The 17,712-nt window shown below is 48.2% G+C and carries 14 protein-coding genes; all 14 read right to left on the minus strand.

From position 1 onward, the window contains the following. Positions 1-60: 60 nt before the first annotated feature. Complete coding sequence (locus AC50Y5_RS24100) at positions 61-861, minus strand: undecaprenyl-diphosphate phosphatase (RefSeq protein WP_494864003.1); 801 nt, start codon at positions 859-861, stop codon at positions 61-63. Beyond that, on the minus strand, positions 861-1,598 hold the full coding sequence (locus AC50Y5_RS24105) for an ABC transporter permease (protein ID WP_494864004.1): 738 nt from the start codon (positions 1,596-1,598) through the stop codon (positions 861-863). Before AC50Y5_RS24105 ends, AC50Y5_RS24100 begins: the two co-directional genes overlap by 1 nt. After that, positions 1,591-2,511, minus strand: coding sequence for an ABC transporter ATP-binding protein (locus tag AC50Y5_RS24110; protein ID WP_046230629.1), 921 nt, complete (start codon positions 2,509-2,511; stop codon positions 1,591-1,593). The genes AC50Y5_RS24105 and AC50Y5_RS24110 overlap by 8 nt, the downstream gene beginning before the upstream one ends. Positions 2,512-2,570: 59 nt before the next feature. Continuing rightward, entirely contained in the window at positions 2,571-3,596 is a 1,026-nt protein-coding gene (locus AC50Y5_RS24115; RefSeq protein WP_056038486.1) for a sensor histidine kinase, read from the minus strand. Continuing rightward, positions 3,586-4,299: a response regulator transcription factor gene (locus AC50Y5_RS24120; protein ID WP_056038489.1), complete on the minus strand. Its 714-nt coding sequence runs from the start codon at positions 4,297-4,299 to the stop codon at positions 3,586-3,588. The genes AC50Y5_RS24115 and AC50Y5_RS24120 overlap by 11 nt, the downstream gene beginning before the upstream one ends. Before the next feature lie 301 nt (positions 4,300-4,600). Further along, positions 4,601-5,500, minus strand: a complete 900-nt coding sequence (locus tag AC50Y5_RS24125) for a carbohydrate ABC transporter permease (RefSeq protein ID WP_056038491.1) — start codon at positions 5,498-5,500, stop codon at positions 4,601-4,603. A 24-nt stretch (positions 5,501-5,524) separates the two neighbouring features. Continuing rightward, positions 5,525-6,436, minus strand: coding sequence for an ABC transporter permease (locus AC50Y5_RS24130; protein WP_056038494.1), 912 nt, complete (start codon positions 6,434-6,436; stop codon positions 5,525-5,527). Positions 6,437-6,479: 43 nt separating this feature from the next. Beyond that, complete coding sequence (locus tag AC50Y5_RS24135; protein WP_494864005.1) at positions 6,480-8,102, minus strand: extracellular solute-binding protein; 1,623 nt, start codon at positions 8,100-8,102, stop codon at positions 6,480-6,482. 352 nt (positions 8,103-8,454) lie between these two features. Then, positions 8,455-10,728 (minus strand): helix-turn-helix domain-containing protein, encoded by a 2,274-nt coding sequence (locus AC50Y5_RS24140; protein WP_056038500.1) that lies wholly within the window; start codon positions 10,726-10,728, stop codon positions 8,455-8,457. Between the two features lie 269 nt (positions 10,729-10,997). Next, a complete protein-coding gene (locus tag AC50Y5_RS24145; RefSeq protein ID WP_494864006.1) occupies positions 10,998-12,416 on the minus strand; it encodes a DUF2515 domain-containing protein in 1,419 nt (472 codons plus the stop codon). A 152-nt stretch (positions 12,417-12,568) separates the two neighbouring features. Beyond that, entirely contained in the window at positions 12,569-12,856 is a 288-nt protein-coding gene (locus AC50Y5_RS24150) for a stage VI sporulation protein F (RefSeq protein ID WP_494864007.1), read from the minus strand. Between the two features lie 71 nt (positions 12,857-12,927). After that, positions 12,928-14,979: an ATP-dependent DNA helicase RecG gene (gene recG, locus AC50Y5_RS24155; protein ID WP_494864020.1), complete on the minus strand. Its 2,052-nt coding sequence runs from the start codon at positions 14,977-14,979 to the stop codon at positions 12,928-12,930. Positions 14,980-14,991: 12 nt separating this feature from the next. Continuing rightward, complete coding sequence (locus tag AC50Y5_RS24160; protein ID WP_056038505.1) at positions 14,992-15,846, minus strand: DegV family protein; 855 nt, start codon at positions 15,844-15,846, stop codon at positions 14,992-14,994. Positions 15,847-15,902: 56 nt separating this feature from the next. Further along, positions 15,903-17,702 carry a DAK2 domain-containing protein gene (locus tag AC50Y5_RS24165; RefSeq protein WP_494864008.1) on the minus strand — a complete coding sequence of 600 codons (1,800 nt, stop codon included), beginning with the start codon at positions 17,700-17,702 and terminating at the stop codon, positions 15,903-15,905. Positions 17,703-17,712: the final 10 nt, after the last annotated feature.

Below are 17,712 nucleotides of genomic sequence, written 5' to 3' on the forward strand. Positions count from 1 at the left end.
TGAAATAAAAGGAAGAATCCAAAATCAAAGTGGATTCTTCTTGAATTCCATATAAATATCTCACATTACAAAGATGAAAAAGACCGCAGCAAGCGCAAAACGATAAAACGCAAACCACTCCAATCTCAGACGTTTGATCAGGTTCAGGAATGTGACCACGGCAATCATCGCTACTACAAAGGCGGTAATGAAACCAATAAGGAATAATAGAAGGGTATCCCCGTTTAATAGCTCACGACTATCGTACATGTCCAATATCGTTGCACCAAGCATAACCGGGACGGCGATGATGAAAGTAAAGTCTGCAGCGGCTTTCTGGCTAGTTCCAAGCAGCAGCCCGCCGGATATTGTCGATCCTGATCTCGAGAACCCAGGCCATAGGGCTAGACATTGGAATAATCCAATACCAAATGCTTGCTTGTAAGTAATGTCGTCCGTATTCTCGGCGGTTACCTTTCGTTTGACCCTTGCGGCTATAATCATCAGGATGCCGCCGATGATCAAACCGATCAGGACGGGGGCTGGTCCGAACAAATGCGATTTGATATCATCTTTAAAAATCAAATAAACTATTAAAGCGGGAATCATGGCAATCACCATGTGAATGGCATTCAATTTGTTTTTAGCCGAAAAATTAAAAGTTAGCAAATCCTTTAGAATATCCATATACCTTTTCCAATAAAGCATAAATACAGCCATCACGGCTCCCAACTGAATCACGATCTTGAACGTTGTCGCCTTATCCCCTTCAAAGCCTAATAAATTACCGGCCAAGATCAAGTGACCGGTAGACGAGACAGGCAGAAATTCCGTCAATCCTTCAAGGATGCCGAGTATTATGGCGCAAATGATTTCGTACATTAGTGAATATCCGCCTTCCTAAAGTAAACTAGAGTAGCGATGAATCCAACAATCGAAGTAGCCCCAATGGCAATATAAGAATATTCCGGTGGATAAACTGGCAAAAGCGTGCCGTTGGCAATGTCAAATGCGGCTGTCCAAGGCACCAGCCCTTTATATTCAGAATTGGAGCTCATGACATTGATCAGTGTGATGACGATCGTCAAAACGATGGTCGGTACAAAGTTTTTCAGCACGATGGTGATCAGGATGATGGGGGTTGATAAAATAAATAGAAACGCTCCGGCGATTATAAATTTCTGCAAGGATTCCACGAGCAGCAAAGTGCTCAGCCCTTCGAACTGGCCAAGTATGCCGAGCAGCAGCGTTAGCCCCCATGCAAGTATGGTCAGCAGCATAATCCACAAGAACAAGAGGAGCATCTTGCTCAACATAAGGCTAATTCGGGATACAGGGATCGTTAACAGGTTTTTGAGAGTATCTTCCGCATATTCCCGGTTAAAAAGATATGCCGTAACTACACCATACAAAGGAACTCCAACTAATAAAACCGTATACAAATTGGAATCGAAAAATAGCTCCTCAAAAGGAACAAACAACGTGGGGTCCTTCGTCTTGATATGGATGTAAGTGGAGACCACTACCAAAAAAGGTGCTACCGCAGCGCCAATCATGCTTAATAGAAACATTTTGGAGCGTTTAAGCTTCAAAATTTCCGTATACAGCAAATCAACCAATTGTGCCGCCTCCTACCAAATTCGTAAAATAATCTTCCAGTCTATCCTCGCTAAGCATGATCTTGGATACTTCAATTTCATGCTGCACAAATACTTTATTGATCTGCCCCTGCTGCCCCAAATGAGAATATACGCGGATGAGGCCTTCATCATGTACTTCATAATCATAAATATGGAAGTGCTTCTCCAGCAGCATAGCTGCTTTTTTGTCATTCGACACCTGTAATTCCATGTATTTTCGATTGATTTTCCGCAGCTGATCAAACGAAATCTCTTCCAGAAGCTTCCCCTCGTGAATAATTCCGATATGATCGGCCACCTGCTCAATCTCTGATAAAATGTGGCTAGAAACCAGAATGGTAATCTTTCTCTCTTCGGCCAGCGCTTTAATAAGCTTTCGCATTTCTTTAATGCCAATCGGGTCCAGCCCATTCATAGGCTCATCCAGAATCAGCAGCTCAGGATAATGGAGAAGCGCTCTGGCAATACCAAGACGCTGCTTCATACCCAAGGAATATTTCCCCACCAGCTTCCTTGTTTCATCCTGCAGCCCTACCATTTCAAGGGTTTCCTCGATGACATTTTTCTTATGAATACCCATGATTTTGGCGTTAATCAGCAGATTTTCCTTGCCCGTAAGGTTTTCGTAAAAACCCGGAACCTCAACGATAGATCCGATCCGACGTAATATTTCCTTTTGATTGTTCAACAAATTTTCGCCAAAAATTTCGATTTGTCCATGGGTAGGTTTAATTAACCCGACCAGCATGCGGATTGTGGTTGTCTTGCCTGCGCCATTACGACCAAGAAAACCATAAATTTCGCCTTGCTTCACTGTCATATTCATAAGATCCACCGATTTCTGATTACCATAAATCTTCGTCAAATCAGTGGTTTTAATAACAACACTCAAAATGCGGCCCTCCTTCTATAAGCTATAAACCATTATAAAAAGGAAGATTTAACTGCTTCTTACCTATTCTTTAACAGTTTCTTAAATGATGTCCCGAAAACCGTCTTTTGCCACGGCTCACTCTCCACCCATATTGCACCGCCGTTTTTCTCTATAAGAGCTTTGGCAATGGCAAGACCCAAGCCGCTGCCTCCTTTAATCAGCGTTCTGGCTTGATCGGCCCGGTACATTCTCTCGAACACATTAGCAAGATCCACTTTTGAGATACCAGGTCCCCGATCCCAAATGAGCAACTGGTGTTCTTGAGCGGTTTGAGTGAGCTCAACCCCTATCACTTTCCCTTCTCCCCCATAGTAAATGGCATTCTTGATGATATTGCCTATGATTCGCATAACGCTTAGATGATCTGCATGGATAAGGCACTTTTCATCCGGAATACTGACATGCAGATCAATTTCATTTTTGTTCAATTCAGGTAAAAATGCGATTAGCGACTCTCTAATCATTTCTGCCAAATCAAGAGAAACCGGCTTATGAGGCATTTCGTCCGCATCCAGCTTCGCTATCATAAATATTTCATCGATTAATTCCTTCAACCCGTTAGATTTTTTGGATATGATCTCAATGTATTCCTGTTTTTCCTCTTCCGAAATTGCGATATCATCTTTAAGGGCATTCACATAGCCAATAATAGACGTAAGAGGGGTCCTGATATCGTGCGAAATATTGGACAGCAGGCTTCTTCTTGCTGCTTGGGATTTGATCGTCTCGATTTGAATGTTTTCCAACTGCTCCAATAATTCATTAATCGAAAAAATCACTTCATTCCACACGTCATCATCTTTTGCAAATAATCTCATCTTCAAATTCCCGCTCGTTGCTCGTCTTAGCTCCGCCGTCATTTGCTTTAGTCTGGTGCGAGTACGAAATCTAGTGAAGAAAAGAAATGCGCTTGTCAAGCAAAGTGCTGTGAATAAAATCCATCTGAGTACCCCGGACGCATCGTCATTGAATTCCAGAATCAAAAGCCCGGCGATGATGACTGATTGAATGATAAGAACAAAGAAAAACTGATTATGATTCATCTTTTTCACCTGTAAATTTGTATCCAATTCCCCAAATCGTTTGAATAAATTGCGGATTAGAAGGATCCGCTTCTATTTTTTTACGAAGCTTTCTGATATGCACCATCACTGTATTATCGTCTTCTATGTAGTTGCTGTCCCACACATTGCGAAAAAGCTGCGTCTTCGTAAAAACCTGTTCAGGATGGGAAATGAAAAACTTTAACAATTCAAACTCTTTCGCAGTTAGAGATATCTCTTCACCGGCAATATTGACCGTATATTTTTTAAGATCAATCGAGATGCCCTTAAATCGGATCATTGTTTTCTCATAGCTGTGTCCATCACTGCCCAGAATTAAAAATCTCCTTATGAGCGCCTTCACTCTAGCGACAACCTCGTTGATGCTGAACGGCTTGGTGATATAATCATCCGCACCTATACTAAGGCCCAAAATCTTTTCAACCTCATTGTCCTTGGCCGTGAGCATCAGAATGGGGACATTGGTTTTGTTACGGAGTCTTCTGCATACTTCTATACCGTCCACCTTAGGCATCATGAGATCCAGTATGACAAGGTTATAACTGTTTTTATCGAACATGCAAAGAGCCTCTTCTCCATTTTCAGCAACATCCACCTTGTATAATTCTCGATCTAAATATTTTTTTAATAAATCACTAATTTCCCGTTCATCCTCAGCGATGAGCACTCGAACGTCTTCCATACTTCACCTTCCTTTAGTCCAGATCTTTAGCAAAATGCGGGCATTCAAAAGAGACCGGAGAATGGCGTCTTTATGCAGCGCCAAATACGATCCTCAAAGAGCTATACGAATTGTTCGAGGGACAGCATCTTACCTTACTAATTGGTCAAAAGTCCACAAATTCCTTTTTAAAATTCAAATTATTTTGCAAACGACTGCGAAGCCAGCAATGCTAGCTCGCTTTTATTCAGCAGCAAGCTATATAGAATCGTTCCATTAGAAAGGACCACCGGGCAGCAGCCTGCCGCAGTGGTCCCCCATTTTACCCTTTAATCGAACCGATCATAACACCCTTCTCAAAATACTTCTGCAAAAACGGATACAGCACTAAAATCGGCAGCGTAGACACGATAATGACGCCATATTTAATCTGATCTGCATATTTCTGCGCGTAGCCGCCGGAGTCGCCGCCTGTCCCCGCCCCGCTGGCAAACACCTGGTTCGACAATAAAATGTCGCGGAGAATAATTTGCAGCGGCTTCAGCTCGTTGTCGCGAATGTAAATAAGCGCAGTGAAAAAATCATTCCAGTGCCCGACCAAATAATACAGGCCGATGACGGAGATCAAGGCTTTGGACAGCGGCAGCGCCACCTTGACGAAATAGACAAAATGCGAGCAGCCGTCAATTGCAGCCGCCTCATAAAGCTCCGAAGGAAGCGTCGATTCAAAAAAAGTACGGGCGATAATTAAATAAAATACGTTAACGCTAAACGGCACGATAAATACCCAAGGCGTATTTGTTAGATGCAGATCCTTCATGAGCAAATAAGTCGGAATGAGCCCGCCATTGAAAAACATCGTAAACACAAACGCAAACATAATGTATTTTCTCGCCTTAAACTCCTTGCGTGACAGCACGTAGGCAGCAGGCAGCGTGAACAGCAAATTGACTAATGTGCCCACGGATGTGTAAAAAAGCGTATTGCGGTAGCCGGTCCATATGCGTTCATCCTTAAAGATCTCTCCGTAGCCGAAGAAGCTCGTTCCTTTGGGGAACAGCAGCACTTTACCGGTTGATACGAGTGTCGAGTCGCTTACCGACGCGATAATAATAAAATAAAGCGGGTAAGCAATCGTCAGGAAAATAACGGCACAGACGATGACTAGCACGATTCTAAACAAAATTTCACCGCCGCCAAGGCGCGGGCGTATTCTTTCCATTGCAGTGCCTCCTTCCGCTGTAGGCTAGAACAGACTCGTGTCGGACACCCGTCTAGAGATAGCGTTCATCGTATACAGGAATATAAAATTAATGAGCGTATTAAACAAGCCTATAGCTGAAGCATAGCTGAATTGGTTGGACACGATCCCCATTTTGTAGACATAGGTCGCAATCACTTCGGATACGGGCAAGTTCAATGCATTTTGCATCAAAAATATTTTTTCGAAGCCCGTACTCAAAATGCCTCCCATGCTTAAAATGAACAAAATGACGATCGTTGGCATCAGCGCCGGAAAATCGATATAACGTATCGTCTGCCAGCGGTTTGCTCCGTCTATTTTGGACGAATCATAGAGCTGGGGATCGACACTTGACAGCGCTGCCAAATAAATAATGCTGTTCCAGCCGCAATGCTGCCAAATATCCGAAATCACATAGGTAGGTATAAAGGTATTGCTTGAGGCCAGCAAATTGATATGTCCCAGCCCAATCGCCTTCATCAAATGACCGACGATGCCAGTCTCAGGGGAAAGCAGCACGTTCAACATGCCAACCAGCACGATGACCGAAATAAAATGCGGCAAATAGACGGTCGTCTGCATCATATTTTTGAACGATTTCCGGCGAATCTGGTTCAGCACCAGCGCGAGAATAATTGGAGCGGGAAACCCGATAATAATGGTCGCCAGACTGATCAAAAACGTATTTCGCATCAGATCGCTGAACAGATAGCTTTCGATAAACTGCTGAAAGTAGAATAATCCCTTCCACTCTCCGCCAGTCAGCCCTTTGCTGAAATCGTAATCGCGAAAGGCCAGTTGTACGCCATACATCGGAATATAGTTGAAGATAAAAATAGTGGCAAGCGCCGGCAAAATCATCAGCCATAGCTGATAGTCACGCTTAACGGTGCCGAGCTTCGCTGCTGTACGCATCGCCGCGCCTCCTTTCATGAGTAAACCTGCACTACAGCCTCCGTTACAGCTTGCTTACAAATTCATCGTAGTACTTCTGCATAATTTCAACATTTTTATCAAGGCCGGCTTTCTGGCTTTCCTTCACATAAGCATCCCATTCCGCCTCGATTCCGCCTTTCGTAACCCATTTGGCGAACGTCGTATTGGCCAGATTCATAATGTTCGTATTGTTTAAGCTCATCGCATTGTTGTCTTCATTCGTATATTTAACAAAGGTGCCCGGATAAATATCGATCTGGGAATCTACTTGCGCAAGTGCCTCTTTAAGCGGCTCCGACTGGGTCAGCACCTCCTGCATATCCTTGCCGAGTGTCAAGTCGATCGAATCCGAAATGTAGAAAGCGCCATTATCTGCCCAAGTGGACGTCCATTTCCAGGTGCCGGGGTCCATCTTCGCATCCTTTGGTGGAAGCACCGCATAGGAGCCATTGCCCTTGTCCTCAATGTTAGGGCCAATCGAGCCGAACAGCACTTGAATGCCAATTTCCGGCTTATACAGCTCATTAATGAAGCGCATAGCTGCTTCCTTGTTTTTCGTTTTGGCGGACATCACAATATTATTGGCGCCATAATTTAGCGTGTAGCTGTCATAGCTCCAGGATACTGGGCCCGAATAGCTGGAAGAGGATTTAAGCGGCGAAATCGACGCATACTGCGGAGCAAGCTGCTCTCCAAACCGATCCGATGCTACCCAGCCCCACGTAAAGCCAACTTTGGCTATATCCCCTTCCCCGCGGGCAACAGCCTGCAGCTTCGTATAATCGTGAGTAAACACCTCAGGGTTAATGAGCCCTGCCTTGTATAGCTTGTTCAGGAACATAACGAGCTCCTTGTAGCGAGCATCAGTCAGGAAATTTTTCACCTTGCCGTCCTCAACAAAGTAGCCTTGCCCGCTTACATCGGAGGACAGCTTAATGCCCATGCCGCCTAGAAGCACAGCTGGATTGAAGAAGCCGCCGATTCCGCCCGACCAGTCCATCGGAATTTCATCATTAGGATCTCCGTTGCCGTTCGCATCCTTCTCCTTAAAGGCTAACAGCACATCATACAGCTCATCCCATGTGGTAGGCATCTCTAGGCCAAGATTGTCCAGCCAAGTCTGATTAATATATTGTCTGTTAACCGTATCCGGCCAAAATCGCTGATACTTCGCAAGTCCATAAATTTGACCATCGCGCTGCGTGGAAATTTGTTTGGTTTCCGGCTTCTCTTCGAACATTTTCTGAACGTTGGGAGCGCCTTCAATTAACTCGCTCATGTCCTGAAATAATCCCTTGAATTGGGCAAAATCAGCGTCTGTAATCACATTCGGGCCAACGAATAAATCTGGAACATCACCGCTGGCGAGCATCGTTCCTTTCTTTTGCCCCCAATCCGCGGTTATTTCTTGCCACTGGATGTCTACGCCAGCCGCTTCCTCAATCTGCTGAAGCCATTCCATCTCGGCAAGCGGCTTCGTTAATGGATGCTTGACGATAACGCCAGTCAGCTTAACCTTCGAGCCGCTTTGCCCGGCACTTCCGCTCGGGTCGCTTGCGCTGCCTTCATTAGAGCCGGAACATGCCGCCAAGAGTGTCGTCCCGACCACCAACAACGACAACATCGTAATGATCTGCTTCTTCATGTGCATTCTCCCCCGATATACATTTAGTCTGCCGATCTGTTGTTTCTGCTTGCTCGCTGCTAAAGGGAGCAAGCCTGCTGCCTGTATCTGCTCGGCTCCCTTACTCTAACCGTTCTGACACAAAGCTGTATACAAACAGTTTTTGACTGATCAGCACTTTTTGAAAACGCTTTATATTTGGTTTTGCAAGCGATTTCATTCAAGGAATAGCCTCTCTTTGAAATATTGCATATGCTCAAAAAATGTACGTTCTGCATAAAACAAGCGACTGCTCCAGGCTGCTTGACCCGGAATTGCAGTTTAAAAAAAGCTGCCACCATGCCCGAACGGCATAGCAGCAGCTTGATCACGCTTACTTGCAAGAGTCCCGGTATTGGCCGGGAGTTGTTCCAACCATTTTCTTAAAGGATCGAATAAAGCTCGATGTGTTGGAATAGCCTGTCTGCTGCGCGATAGAGTCCAGCGTCCCTCCTGTGCTCCGCAGCAATTGGATCGACTTCTGAATGCGCAGCCTGTCGATATACTCTTTAAAATTATGTCCGATTGTTTTTTTAAAATGATAACTGAAGCCTGACTGCGACATGCTGAAATGGTCGGCGAACATTTGCAATGAAAAATTAGAGTCAAAGCCCTTTTGCTCAATGACCGCCAAAATTTCCTCTTGGGTTGCGGTACGGGCGGCAGGCAGCGTCTCGCGAATAATATCGCATAGCTTGCTGCAGCTTTCTCGCATAATGCCCACCATCTGCTCAATCGTATAGCGGTGCGAAAAGGCAGCATCCGTAAGCCTGAGCAAATTGCCATCATCCTGATGGAACCTTTGCAGCCCGCTCAAAATAACGCTGATCGTATTCGAATAGACCGTTCTGATCATATGTGGCGGCATGCCGCTGCTTGCCAGATAGTCAATGATTTTCTCAAGCACAGATTGTACGATGTTAGGCTCGTTTTTGAGAATCGCCATTTCCAGAGATTGCAGCAGCTCGGCAAAATAAGATACCATCCCATTTGGCGAAATTTCGATTTCGCCAAACTCCAGCAGCTCATCATGCTGGCGAATACGCAAATATTCAGCAGCACGCACCGCCTGCAAATAGGACAAATGCACGCCTTCCGGCGACAACCCGCTCTTAGCCAAGCCGATGCCGACTAGCACCTCCCGCCCCAGCTGCTCCTTCAGCTTGCTCTGCACGCTGGACAAATACGTCTTGACGTCGATGCCCTCATGATGCGAGCAGACAAATATCCATTCCTGGTTGTAAATGCTTGCGAAGAAATGACCATCTAACGTTTCAGGCAGCTGCTGCTCCTCCTGCCGCAAAAAATCGGATACTTCCTCCCTATCCTCCTTGCTCGCATCGAAAGAGAGAACAGCAGCCGTTACCGCATCGCGGTTTTTAAATACGCCGTAATCCGCCCCTTGCGAATGAAAAGCCTCCCAAGTCGCATAATGGCCGCTGACGAGCTCAAACAACATATTGTCGCGCAAAATCGGCAGCGATCTCTGAACCCGTTCATCCAGCTTCGTATTCGTTAAGGAAAGCCCATCCAAGGCGTAACGAATCGTATCGATTTCATTCATCCGGCCTGGGCCGCTATCCTTATGCTTGAACACCTCTGTGGCAAAGCCCACAAGCCGCTTGATCGGATGATAGTTTTTGCGAATGGAAATATAAATAACGATGCCCTCTACCAGCAGGATCAGCAGAAGAATAAGTATCGTATTCCACTGGATGGTGCGTATATCCTGCAAAGATTCGGTAACGGGCAGCATGCTGACATATTGCCAGCCGTTTTTGTCCGATACATTATGCGAGACAATATAGGCTTTGCCGTCAATCGTCTGAACGGTTGATCCTGCTTCACTAGCGCCGAGCTGCTTAACCATCTGGCGGAAATCATCCGTCTCGCTATATGCCGCTTCTTTGGACGCAACAAGCTTGTTGCCCTTCTGGTCAAAAATATAAAACTCGCCATTATACGATTCGGATACCGAATTCATCATGCGAATAATCGTTTCTTCTTTCACAAGAATGAGCACCGATGCCGGGGAATGCTCCCCTCCTAGCGGCATTGGCAGTATAAAGGTCAGCATCCTGATGCCATTATTGCCCGGAACAATGACATTTTCGGCTGGCCTTACGGAAGGCAGGGTGAGCTTGTTCAGCTCCTGAAACATTTCATCATGAGGCCATGCTTCATAATAATAGCCTACGCCACGATCCGCAAAATCCTGCACGCTGTAGACACTGCCCGTCTTGGCGAACAAGTAGCCGATGTTTTTGACATACAGCAGCGTATTGTAGATAAAATCATCGGTTGCATTATATTTGCGCATTTCATTGGCAATGATGATACGCCGATAATCGTCCTCCATCGCCATGTACATCCTCATGTCCCCATTGAGCATTAATTCCGAGGGCAAGTCATAAACATAGCGGGTAAAAATATCGAGAGAGGTCATGAACTGCTCCGTCACATGGGCATTCCATTCCATTTCCTTCTCCTTGGCCGCTTTGGTCGAGTGAGGATAATAGTAGAGCAAAATGCTGACAATCGGCAGCAGCAGCACCAGCACATATGAAATTAGAAATTTGGCCAATAAGTTCACTTTTATTTTTTTCAAGCAGACCCGCCCTTCCTTACCTTTCCTATGAACTGTGCCTCGTCGGCTTTTTGAGCGTATGGATAACTTTAGAAAACGCTTACATTTCAATGCAGCAAACTAGTCGCTTCTTGCTATGGGCTTGCCCTTGCCTGTATGTTCCCGTTGTCCCATAGTCCATTGTCCCGTTATAGCATTCACGGCCCCTCTTTCCCATTTTATAGGATCAGCCTAGCCCTTTCAACCATTTGCTCACACATCCAAGCCGCAAATCTATTTATTTTGCCAAATCATGGCTTCCACTGCTGTGAAGCCAGCACAGCCAGTTCAATTTTATTCAGCAGCAGACTGTATTCATTGGTTATTTCAAAGGAATGCGGCAGCGGCAGTTTTTGAAAATAAGGAAGCACCTGCGCTGCCCCCCGGAACCAATCGCCAGGCTCAGGCGCCTCAACCGCTCGATCCGGCCAGACGCTGCTCAGCTCCGGACTGAATAATGGAGCCGCACCCGGCGCCAGCCGTCTCCCCGATAGCCGCTCCCTGTAAGGCTTCTTTGGCGGATCACGCCTAACTACTGCAAACAAATGAGGGGCATAATCCGCACGTGAACCCGTATGACGAATGGCCCGCGCGAAAGCAATGGCGCCGCCATGCACCTCCGGCACACTGAACAGCAGCGCATACAGCCGTTTGCCGAACTCAATTCGTTCTTTCAGATTGTCGAAGTTTTCCAAAATGAGCCCCGCCAGCTTCATTTCTTCACCTCCGGAGCGATAACAAAACACAACCGCATTAAGCTGCAATAACGACTGCAAGCCAAAAAACACCGTATCCAGCACCTCCTTGCGGAAAAAGGGATGCTGTACAATTCGCTTTTCAATGTAGTTTTGCTCATTCACGATCAGCGCAACTGTCAAAATAGCGGAATCGCCGCTCTCCCAAAACGTTTGCCAGACCGGTATCATAAAGCGGGAAACACCAAGCTGCGGCAGCAAATGAAACAACGGACGCCCAGCTCTGCAGCTCGCCTCATACAGCAGCAGCTGCGGAAAAGCATCCTGAAAAATCAACGCATTCGCGCGCTCTAAAAAGCGGAATACGGCCTCGCGGGCGGAACGGCCGAGCAAATACGGCAGCCACTCTCCTTGTAAATCGGTCATATTCCAGCCGCCATTACGCGATACCAAATGCGCCAGCAGCGCCCAGTGCAGCTCGGGCCTGCGTTCATAGATCGCCAAATAAGCTTCCGTTCTCGTCACATTGTTGCGATTCAAATGAACGGCGTCTGCTCGAATTGCTGCAAGCAGCTCATGCTCAGCTTGGCTGGCAGCGGCAGTGCTGTTCACAGGAAGGTTGGCATTAGAGTTAGCATTGGGACTGGCATTTGGGCTGGCATTTGGGCTGGCATTTGGGCTGGCATTTGGGCTGGCATTTGGGCTGGCATTTGGGCTGGCATTTGGGCTGGCATTTGGGCTGGCATTGGAGCCGCCAGCTTCCTGCTCCCGCTCAAGCAGCGTCCATGAGGCCGCAAGCTTAGCAACGATTGCGGGCTGCATCACAAGCGGGCGCGCCGCAGCAGCCATTTTTTGCGACTCGCCAAAGCTATGCCATTTGCCAACCGCATACAGAAAGGCGTCTGCCGGCAGCTGGATACAACGCCGCAGCCATGCCCTAAAACCGCTCCCAAGCTTTTCAACTGCGCCTCCCATGAGCTCTCCTCCATCCTTTTTCACAAACGCCATATCCCAAAAGCCACAATGCTGCTAAAAAGATAGTATAGCCGGAAAAGAAGCGCACTAGCAGTGCAGCTGCAAGAAAATCAATATATCCGCTTATATTAAAAAAAGCTGACCGCAGACGGTCAGCGAAACATGCCCCAAAGCTTGAGCAAGTGAAACGTATTGTTGGGGTCGATCTTCTGGGCGAGAACGAACGCGACGATCTGCTCCTCCTGCGTATCCGTAAGCGGCTCCTGCAAGATGCTAGCGGTTGATTTCACCAGCTTTTTAACTTTGACGCGATCCTGTAGGTCGAATTTAGTGACATTAGCGAGCAGCAGGCGCACGCGATCCTTCAAAAGCGGATTTTTCAGCTTTCCTTTAATACGTTCGACCAATTGCGGGCGAATACCGTACTTTTGGTAGCTCAATGTTCCAGACACCTCCATCTTGGCATACCGTTTTCACGTTTAACTATATGCCAGAGCTTCCCGGAAATTGCCTAATCGAGCTGTTCTCCTTGAAAAAGTTGATCCCGATTCAGCTTAGCCTGTATTCTTGCATAAGCCGGATTATCCCAAAAATCATCGCGGGCGCACAGCTCAGCCGCATCATCCCGCGCCATTTCCAGCACCTCAAAGTCCGCCGCCATGTCCGCAACACGAAATTCCGGCAAGCCGCTCTGCTTCGTTCCGAAAAAATCGCCCGGCCCCCGGATTTCCAAATCCCGGCGCGCTACCTCGAAGCCGTCATCCGTTTCCGTCATGACCTTCATGCGCTCGCGCCCTGTCTCCGACTTTGGATCGGCGACCAGCACGCAATAAGATTGATGGGCGCCACGGCCAACCCGGCCCCGCAGCTGATGCAGCTGCGACAAGCCGAACCGCTCGGCATCCATGACGATCATCAGTGTCGCATTCGGAACATCGACGCCAACCTCAACTACAGTCGTAGCCACGAGTACATGCAGCTCGTTCGCACCGAAAGAGCTCATGACCTGTTCTTTCTCAGCCGCGCTTAGGCGCCCATGCAGCAGGCCGATTTTCAGATCGGGAAAAGCTTGCTGAACCTGCATATACTGGTCAATGGCATTTTGCACATCCAGCTTCTCCGACTCCTCAATAAGCGGGCATATCATATAGGCTTGTCTGCCCTCTCCTACCTCGCGGCGGATAAAACCAAGCACGCGGTCCATCATGCTATGCTTGACCCAATATGACTTAATCGGCTTGCGCCCATGCGGACGCTCGCGAATCGTCGATACATCCATATCCCCGAAAGCAGTAATCGCCAATGTTCGGGGAATCGGCGTCGCCGTCATCGTCAGCACATCGGGATTCATTCCTTTGCGACGCAAAACGCTGCGCTGATTTACGCCAAAGCGATGCTGCTCGTCCACTACAACCAGACCGAGACTGCGGAAAAAGACCGTCTCCTGAATAAGTGCATGCGTACCGACGACAATATCGATCAGGCCCATCTGAAGGCCAGCGAATACATCGCGGCGGCGGCGCTCCGTCATGCTTCCCGTCAGCAGTCCAACCTCTATATCCATGCCCTCGAACAGCTTCGTCAAGGAACGCATATGCTGCTCCGCCAATATTTCCGTCGGAACCATCAGTGCGCCTTGATGGCCGGACTTCACTGCTCCATACAGCGCAATGGCGGCAACGACCGTTTTACCCGAGCCGACGTCTCCTTGGAGCAGCCGATTCATGCTCGCAGGCTGGCGCATGTCGACCAACAGCTCATTTACAACCTTCTTCTGCCCATCCGTCAACTCGAATGGCAGCGTAGCCGCGAATTGCCTAATCGTCTCCGCTTCAATCGAATGAGCGATGCCATCGCCCCGCTTGCGGCTGAGCATTCGGTACGCCTGCAATTTCAGCTGAAATAGAAACAGCTCCTCATAAACCATCCGCCGCCGCGCTTCGAGACCTTCGCGTATATCACCCGGCTCGTGAATGTGCAGCACCGCATCACGGCGAGGAATGAGCCGGTGCCGCTCCATAAGCTCAAACGGCAGCACCTCTTCGATCATCGCGCCATATTGCTGCAAAGCCTGCTTAATCGTCTTGCGCATCCATGGCTGCGTAATCGCCCCGCCGACGGAATACACCGGCTGCAGCGTCCCTGATTTGGCAGAGCCGGCCCCTTCCGGAAACTCGGACTCCGAGACGGTCATCTGCTGGCGATGCTGCTCCCACTTGCCCGTCAAAATAATCGTACGGCCAGGCGTCAGCTGATCCCTTAGAAAATGGCGGTTAAACCATACCGCCGTAACGAGCAAAAAATCGATCTCAATTTTACAAGTGAGCCGCGATTTATTTTTCCCGTAACGCTGCAGCACGGGCATGCCCCGCACAACTCCTTGCACGGTAGCTTTGTCTCCATCCTTGACATCCGCTAGCGCGCGAACGCGATAATCCTCATAACGAAATGGAAAATAGTCCAGCAAATCGGCAACGGTATGAACGCCAAAGGCGTGAAGCTCTTGCTCCTTCGGAGCGCTCACGCCTTTAATTTGCCGGACGGAATATTGCTCCAGCGTCATCATAATCATTCCTCACACTTTATACATAAATACGGCCGATGTACCAGGTCCCACATGAGTGCCAATCGTCGCACCAATCGTTATAAAATCAATGAATGCCACATTAGGCTTGTCTCTCAGCAGCGCCGCAAGCTCCTGCGCCGTCTGCTCGCCGTGCGTCCAGCCAATCGCAACCCCAACGCGATCACTGCCAAAATCCTTGTCGAGCATTTCCATGATGCGCTGCATCGCTTTTTTCGTACCGCGCACCTTATCGACAGACTGAACCGTACCTTCCTGGTCCAGCGAAAGAATCGGCTTAATATTTAAAATCGAGCCAAACAACGCCGCAGCCTTGCCGATTCGGCCGCCCTTCTGAAGAAATTCCAGCGATCCAACCAGAAAATAAAGGCTGAGCTCTTGTTGAAGACGAGCTACTTCTGCCAAAATCGCCTCTTTAGAGGCGCCTTCGCGAGCCATCCGTGCTGCCGTAACCACCTGAATGCCATAACCATACGAAGCCGACTTGGAGTCAATGACCGTTACGTCCGCCTGCTCATCCAGCATCGACTTAGCTATGACACCGGACTGATAAGTGCCGCTGAGTACAGAAGCCAAATGAATAGAAATAATAATCGCTTGCGGATCATCGTGCAAAATCCGTTCATATACTTCAAGAAACTCCGCCGGAGACGGCTGTGAGGTTGTCGGAAGAACAGGAGAAGCTATCAGCTTTTCATAAAACTGCTCTTTCCCAATTGTCACGCCATCCAAATAGGTTTCTTCACCGAACAGCACCTTCAGTGGAATAACCTGAATGCCAAGCTCTGCACATCGTTCAGCCGGAATATCGGAAGTGCTGTCGGTAATAATATGAATGTTCCCCATCTTCGCCACCCCTTTCATACCCTATAAACGATTGCTATTTCACTAGTTCTCCCTCCTTATTCCACTGCGAATAAATAGGGATAAAGCGGCTGTCCGCCCTCTTGAACTTCAAGCTCTGCATCCGGATAAGCCTCTTCCACCCATGCTTTCAGCGCTTCCGTATCTTCAGCCTTCGCCTCTGCTCCAGTCAGCACCGTAATGAGCTCGCCGCCGTCAGCCATAAGCTCAGCTATGAGCAGACGGCAAGTCTCGGCCAAATCTGCATGTGCCGCAACAATGGCCTTCTCCTTAATGCCGATAAAATCGCCTTCGCGAATGCTCACGCCATCGATCGTCGTGTCGCGAACCGCGTGCGTCACTTGGCCGGAAACGACTTGCCCGGCAGCATTTTTCATCCAATCCGTATTGCGCGAGACGGTCTCATCCTCTTTGAAAGCCAGTACCGCTGCAAGCCCCTGAGGAATCGTTTTTGTCGGGATAACCGTCACGTTGCGCTCACTAAGCTCCGCCGCCTGTTCAGCAGCAAGAATGATATTGCCGTTATTCGGCAGCAAATAAATATGATCCGCGACGAGCGATTCAATCGCCTTGACGAAATCTTCCGTGCTTGGGTTCATCGTCTGCCCGCCGGACAGCACAATATCCACTTCATTATCCAGAAAAATGTTCGAAATGCCTTCGCCCAGCGCTACAGCAATGATGCCGAATGGCGCCAGCTCATGAACTTGTCCAGGCGGCACAACCGCCCCCGACGTTCCCGCCAGCAGCTCTGGCGAGGAAATGCTTCCCGTCAGCGCATAATCAGGCAGTACCGCGTAGGATGGAATCGCTGCTTCCTCCTCTAGAAGCTCGCGGTGCTGATCACGCATATTCAAAATATGCAGGTTCGTCAGCTCGCCATACGGCAGCGCCAAATTCAGCACATCACCCGGCCTGCGGGAATGCACATGAACTTTAATGATATCGTCCTCGGCGATGACGAGAATGGAATCTCCATCTTTGCCAAGCGCTTTCTTGAAAGCGTATTCATCAAAAAACGGCGCAGCTTTGCCCCTAGGCTTGCGATTTATAAAAAACTCCATGTCATAGAAAAATTCAATATCCGCCGTCTCCAGACGGGATTGTGCAGCAAAATTCGTCGTCTTAAGCGGAGCGGGAGCTGGTTGTGCCCTCGGAATGCTTACTTCTTCAGGCGGCGCTGCTTCAGATAACAGCGAATAGCTTTCATACGACCCTTCGCCTTCAACTAAATAGCGCACAAACCCTTCATAAATAAGCACTAGTCCTTGACCGCCAGAATCAACAACGCCAACCTGCTTAAGCACAGGGAGCATATCCGGCGTACGCTGAAGCGTTTCATTCGCTTTATCGTAAACCTCTTTCATCAGCTCAGTGACATCATTCGTACGGCGTGCAAAAGCAACGGCATGCTTTGCAGCTTCCTTCGCTACCGTCAATATCGTTCCTTCCACAGGCTTTACAACAGCTTTATAAGCAAGATCAACACCGTGCTGCAAAGCCGCTGCAATCTGCTGGGGGCCTGCTTGCTCAGCGTTTACAAGCCCCTTGGAAAAACCACGGAACAGCTGTGACAAAATAACGCCGGAATTGCCTCTAGCTCCCATCAGAAGCCCTTTAGACAATACTTCCGTCGCTTTGCCCAAGTGGTCGGACGGCTTGCTGCGCAGCTCACGAATGCCCGAGGCAATCGTCAAATTCATATTCGTTCCCGTATCGCCATCAGGCACAGGGAAAACATTCAACGCATTTACCTTGTCGACATTTTGATTTAACAACTCAGCGCCCAGCACGGCCATGGCGGTAAAATCGGAACCGTTAATGAAGCCCTTACTCAATGAAAATTCC

It is taken from the genome of Paenibacillus sp. JT22N7 (genome assembly GCF_059383875.1).

Excerpts from the sequence above, each read along its gene's own strand:
- AC50Y5_RS24120 (WP_056038489.1), bottom strand. The coding sequence starts at position 4,299 with ATGGAAGACGTTCGAGTGCTCATCGCTGAGGATGAACGGGAAATTAGT.
- AC50Y5_RS24160 (WP_056038505.1), bottom strand. The coding sequence starts at position 15,846 with ATGGGGAACATTCATATTATTACCGACAGCACTTCCGATATTCCGGCT.
- AC50Y5_RS24100 (WP_494864003.1), bottom strand. The coding sequence starts at position 861 with ATGTACGAAATCATTTGCGCCATAATACTCGGCATCCTTGAAGGATTG.
- AC50Y5_RS24115 (WP_056038486.1), bottom strand. The coding sequence starts at position 3,596 with ATGAATCATAATCAGTTTTTCTTTGTTCTTATCATTCAATCAGTCATC.
- AC50Y5_RS24135 (WP_494864005.1), bottom strand. The coding sequence starts at position 8,102 with ATGAAGAAGCAGATCATTACGATGTTGTCGTTGTTGGTGGTCGGGACG.
- AC50Y5_RS24145 (WP_494864006.1), bottom strand. The coding sequence starts at position 12,416 with ATGGGAGGCGCAGTTGAAAAGCTTGGGAGCGGTTTTAGGGCATGGCTG.
- recG (WP_494864020.1), bottom strand. The coding sequence starts at position 14,979 with ATGACGCTGGAGCAATATTCCGTCCGGCAAATTAAAGGCGTGAGCGCT.
- AC50Y5_RS24130 (WP_056038494.1), bottom strand. The coding sequence starts at position 6,436 with ATGCGTACAGCAGCGAAGCTCGGCACCGTTAAGCGTGACTATCAGCTA.
- AC50Y5_RS24125 (WP_056038491.1), bottom strand. The coding sequence starts at position 5,500 with ATGGAAAGAATACGCCCGCGCCTTGGCGGCGGTGAAATTTTGTTTAGA.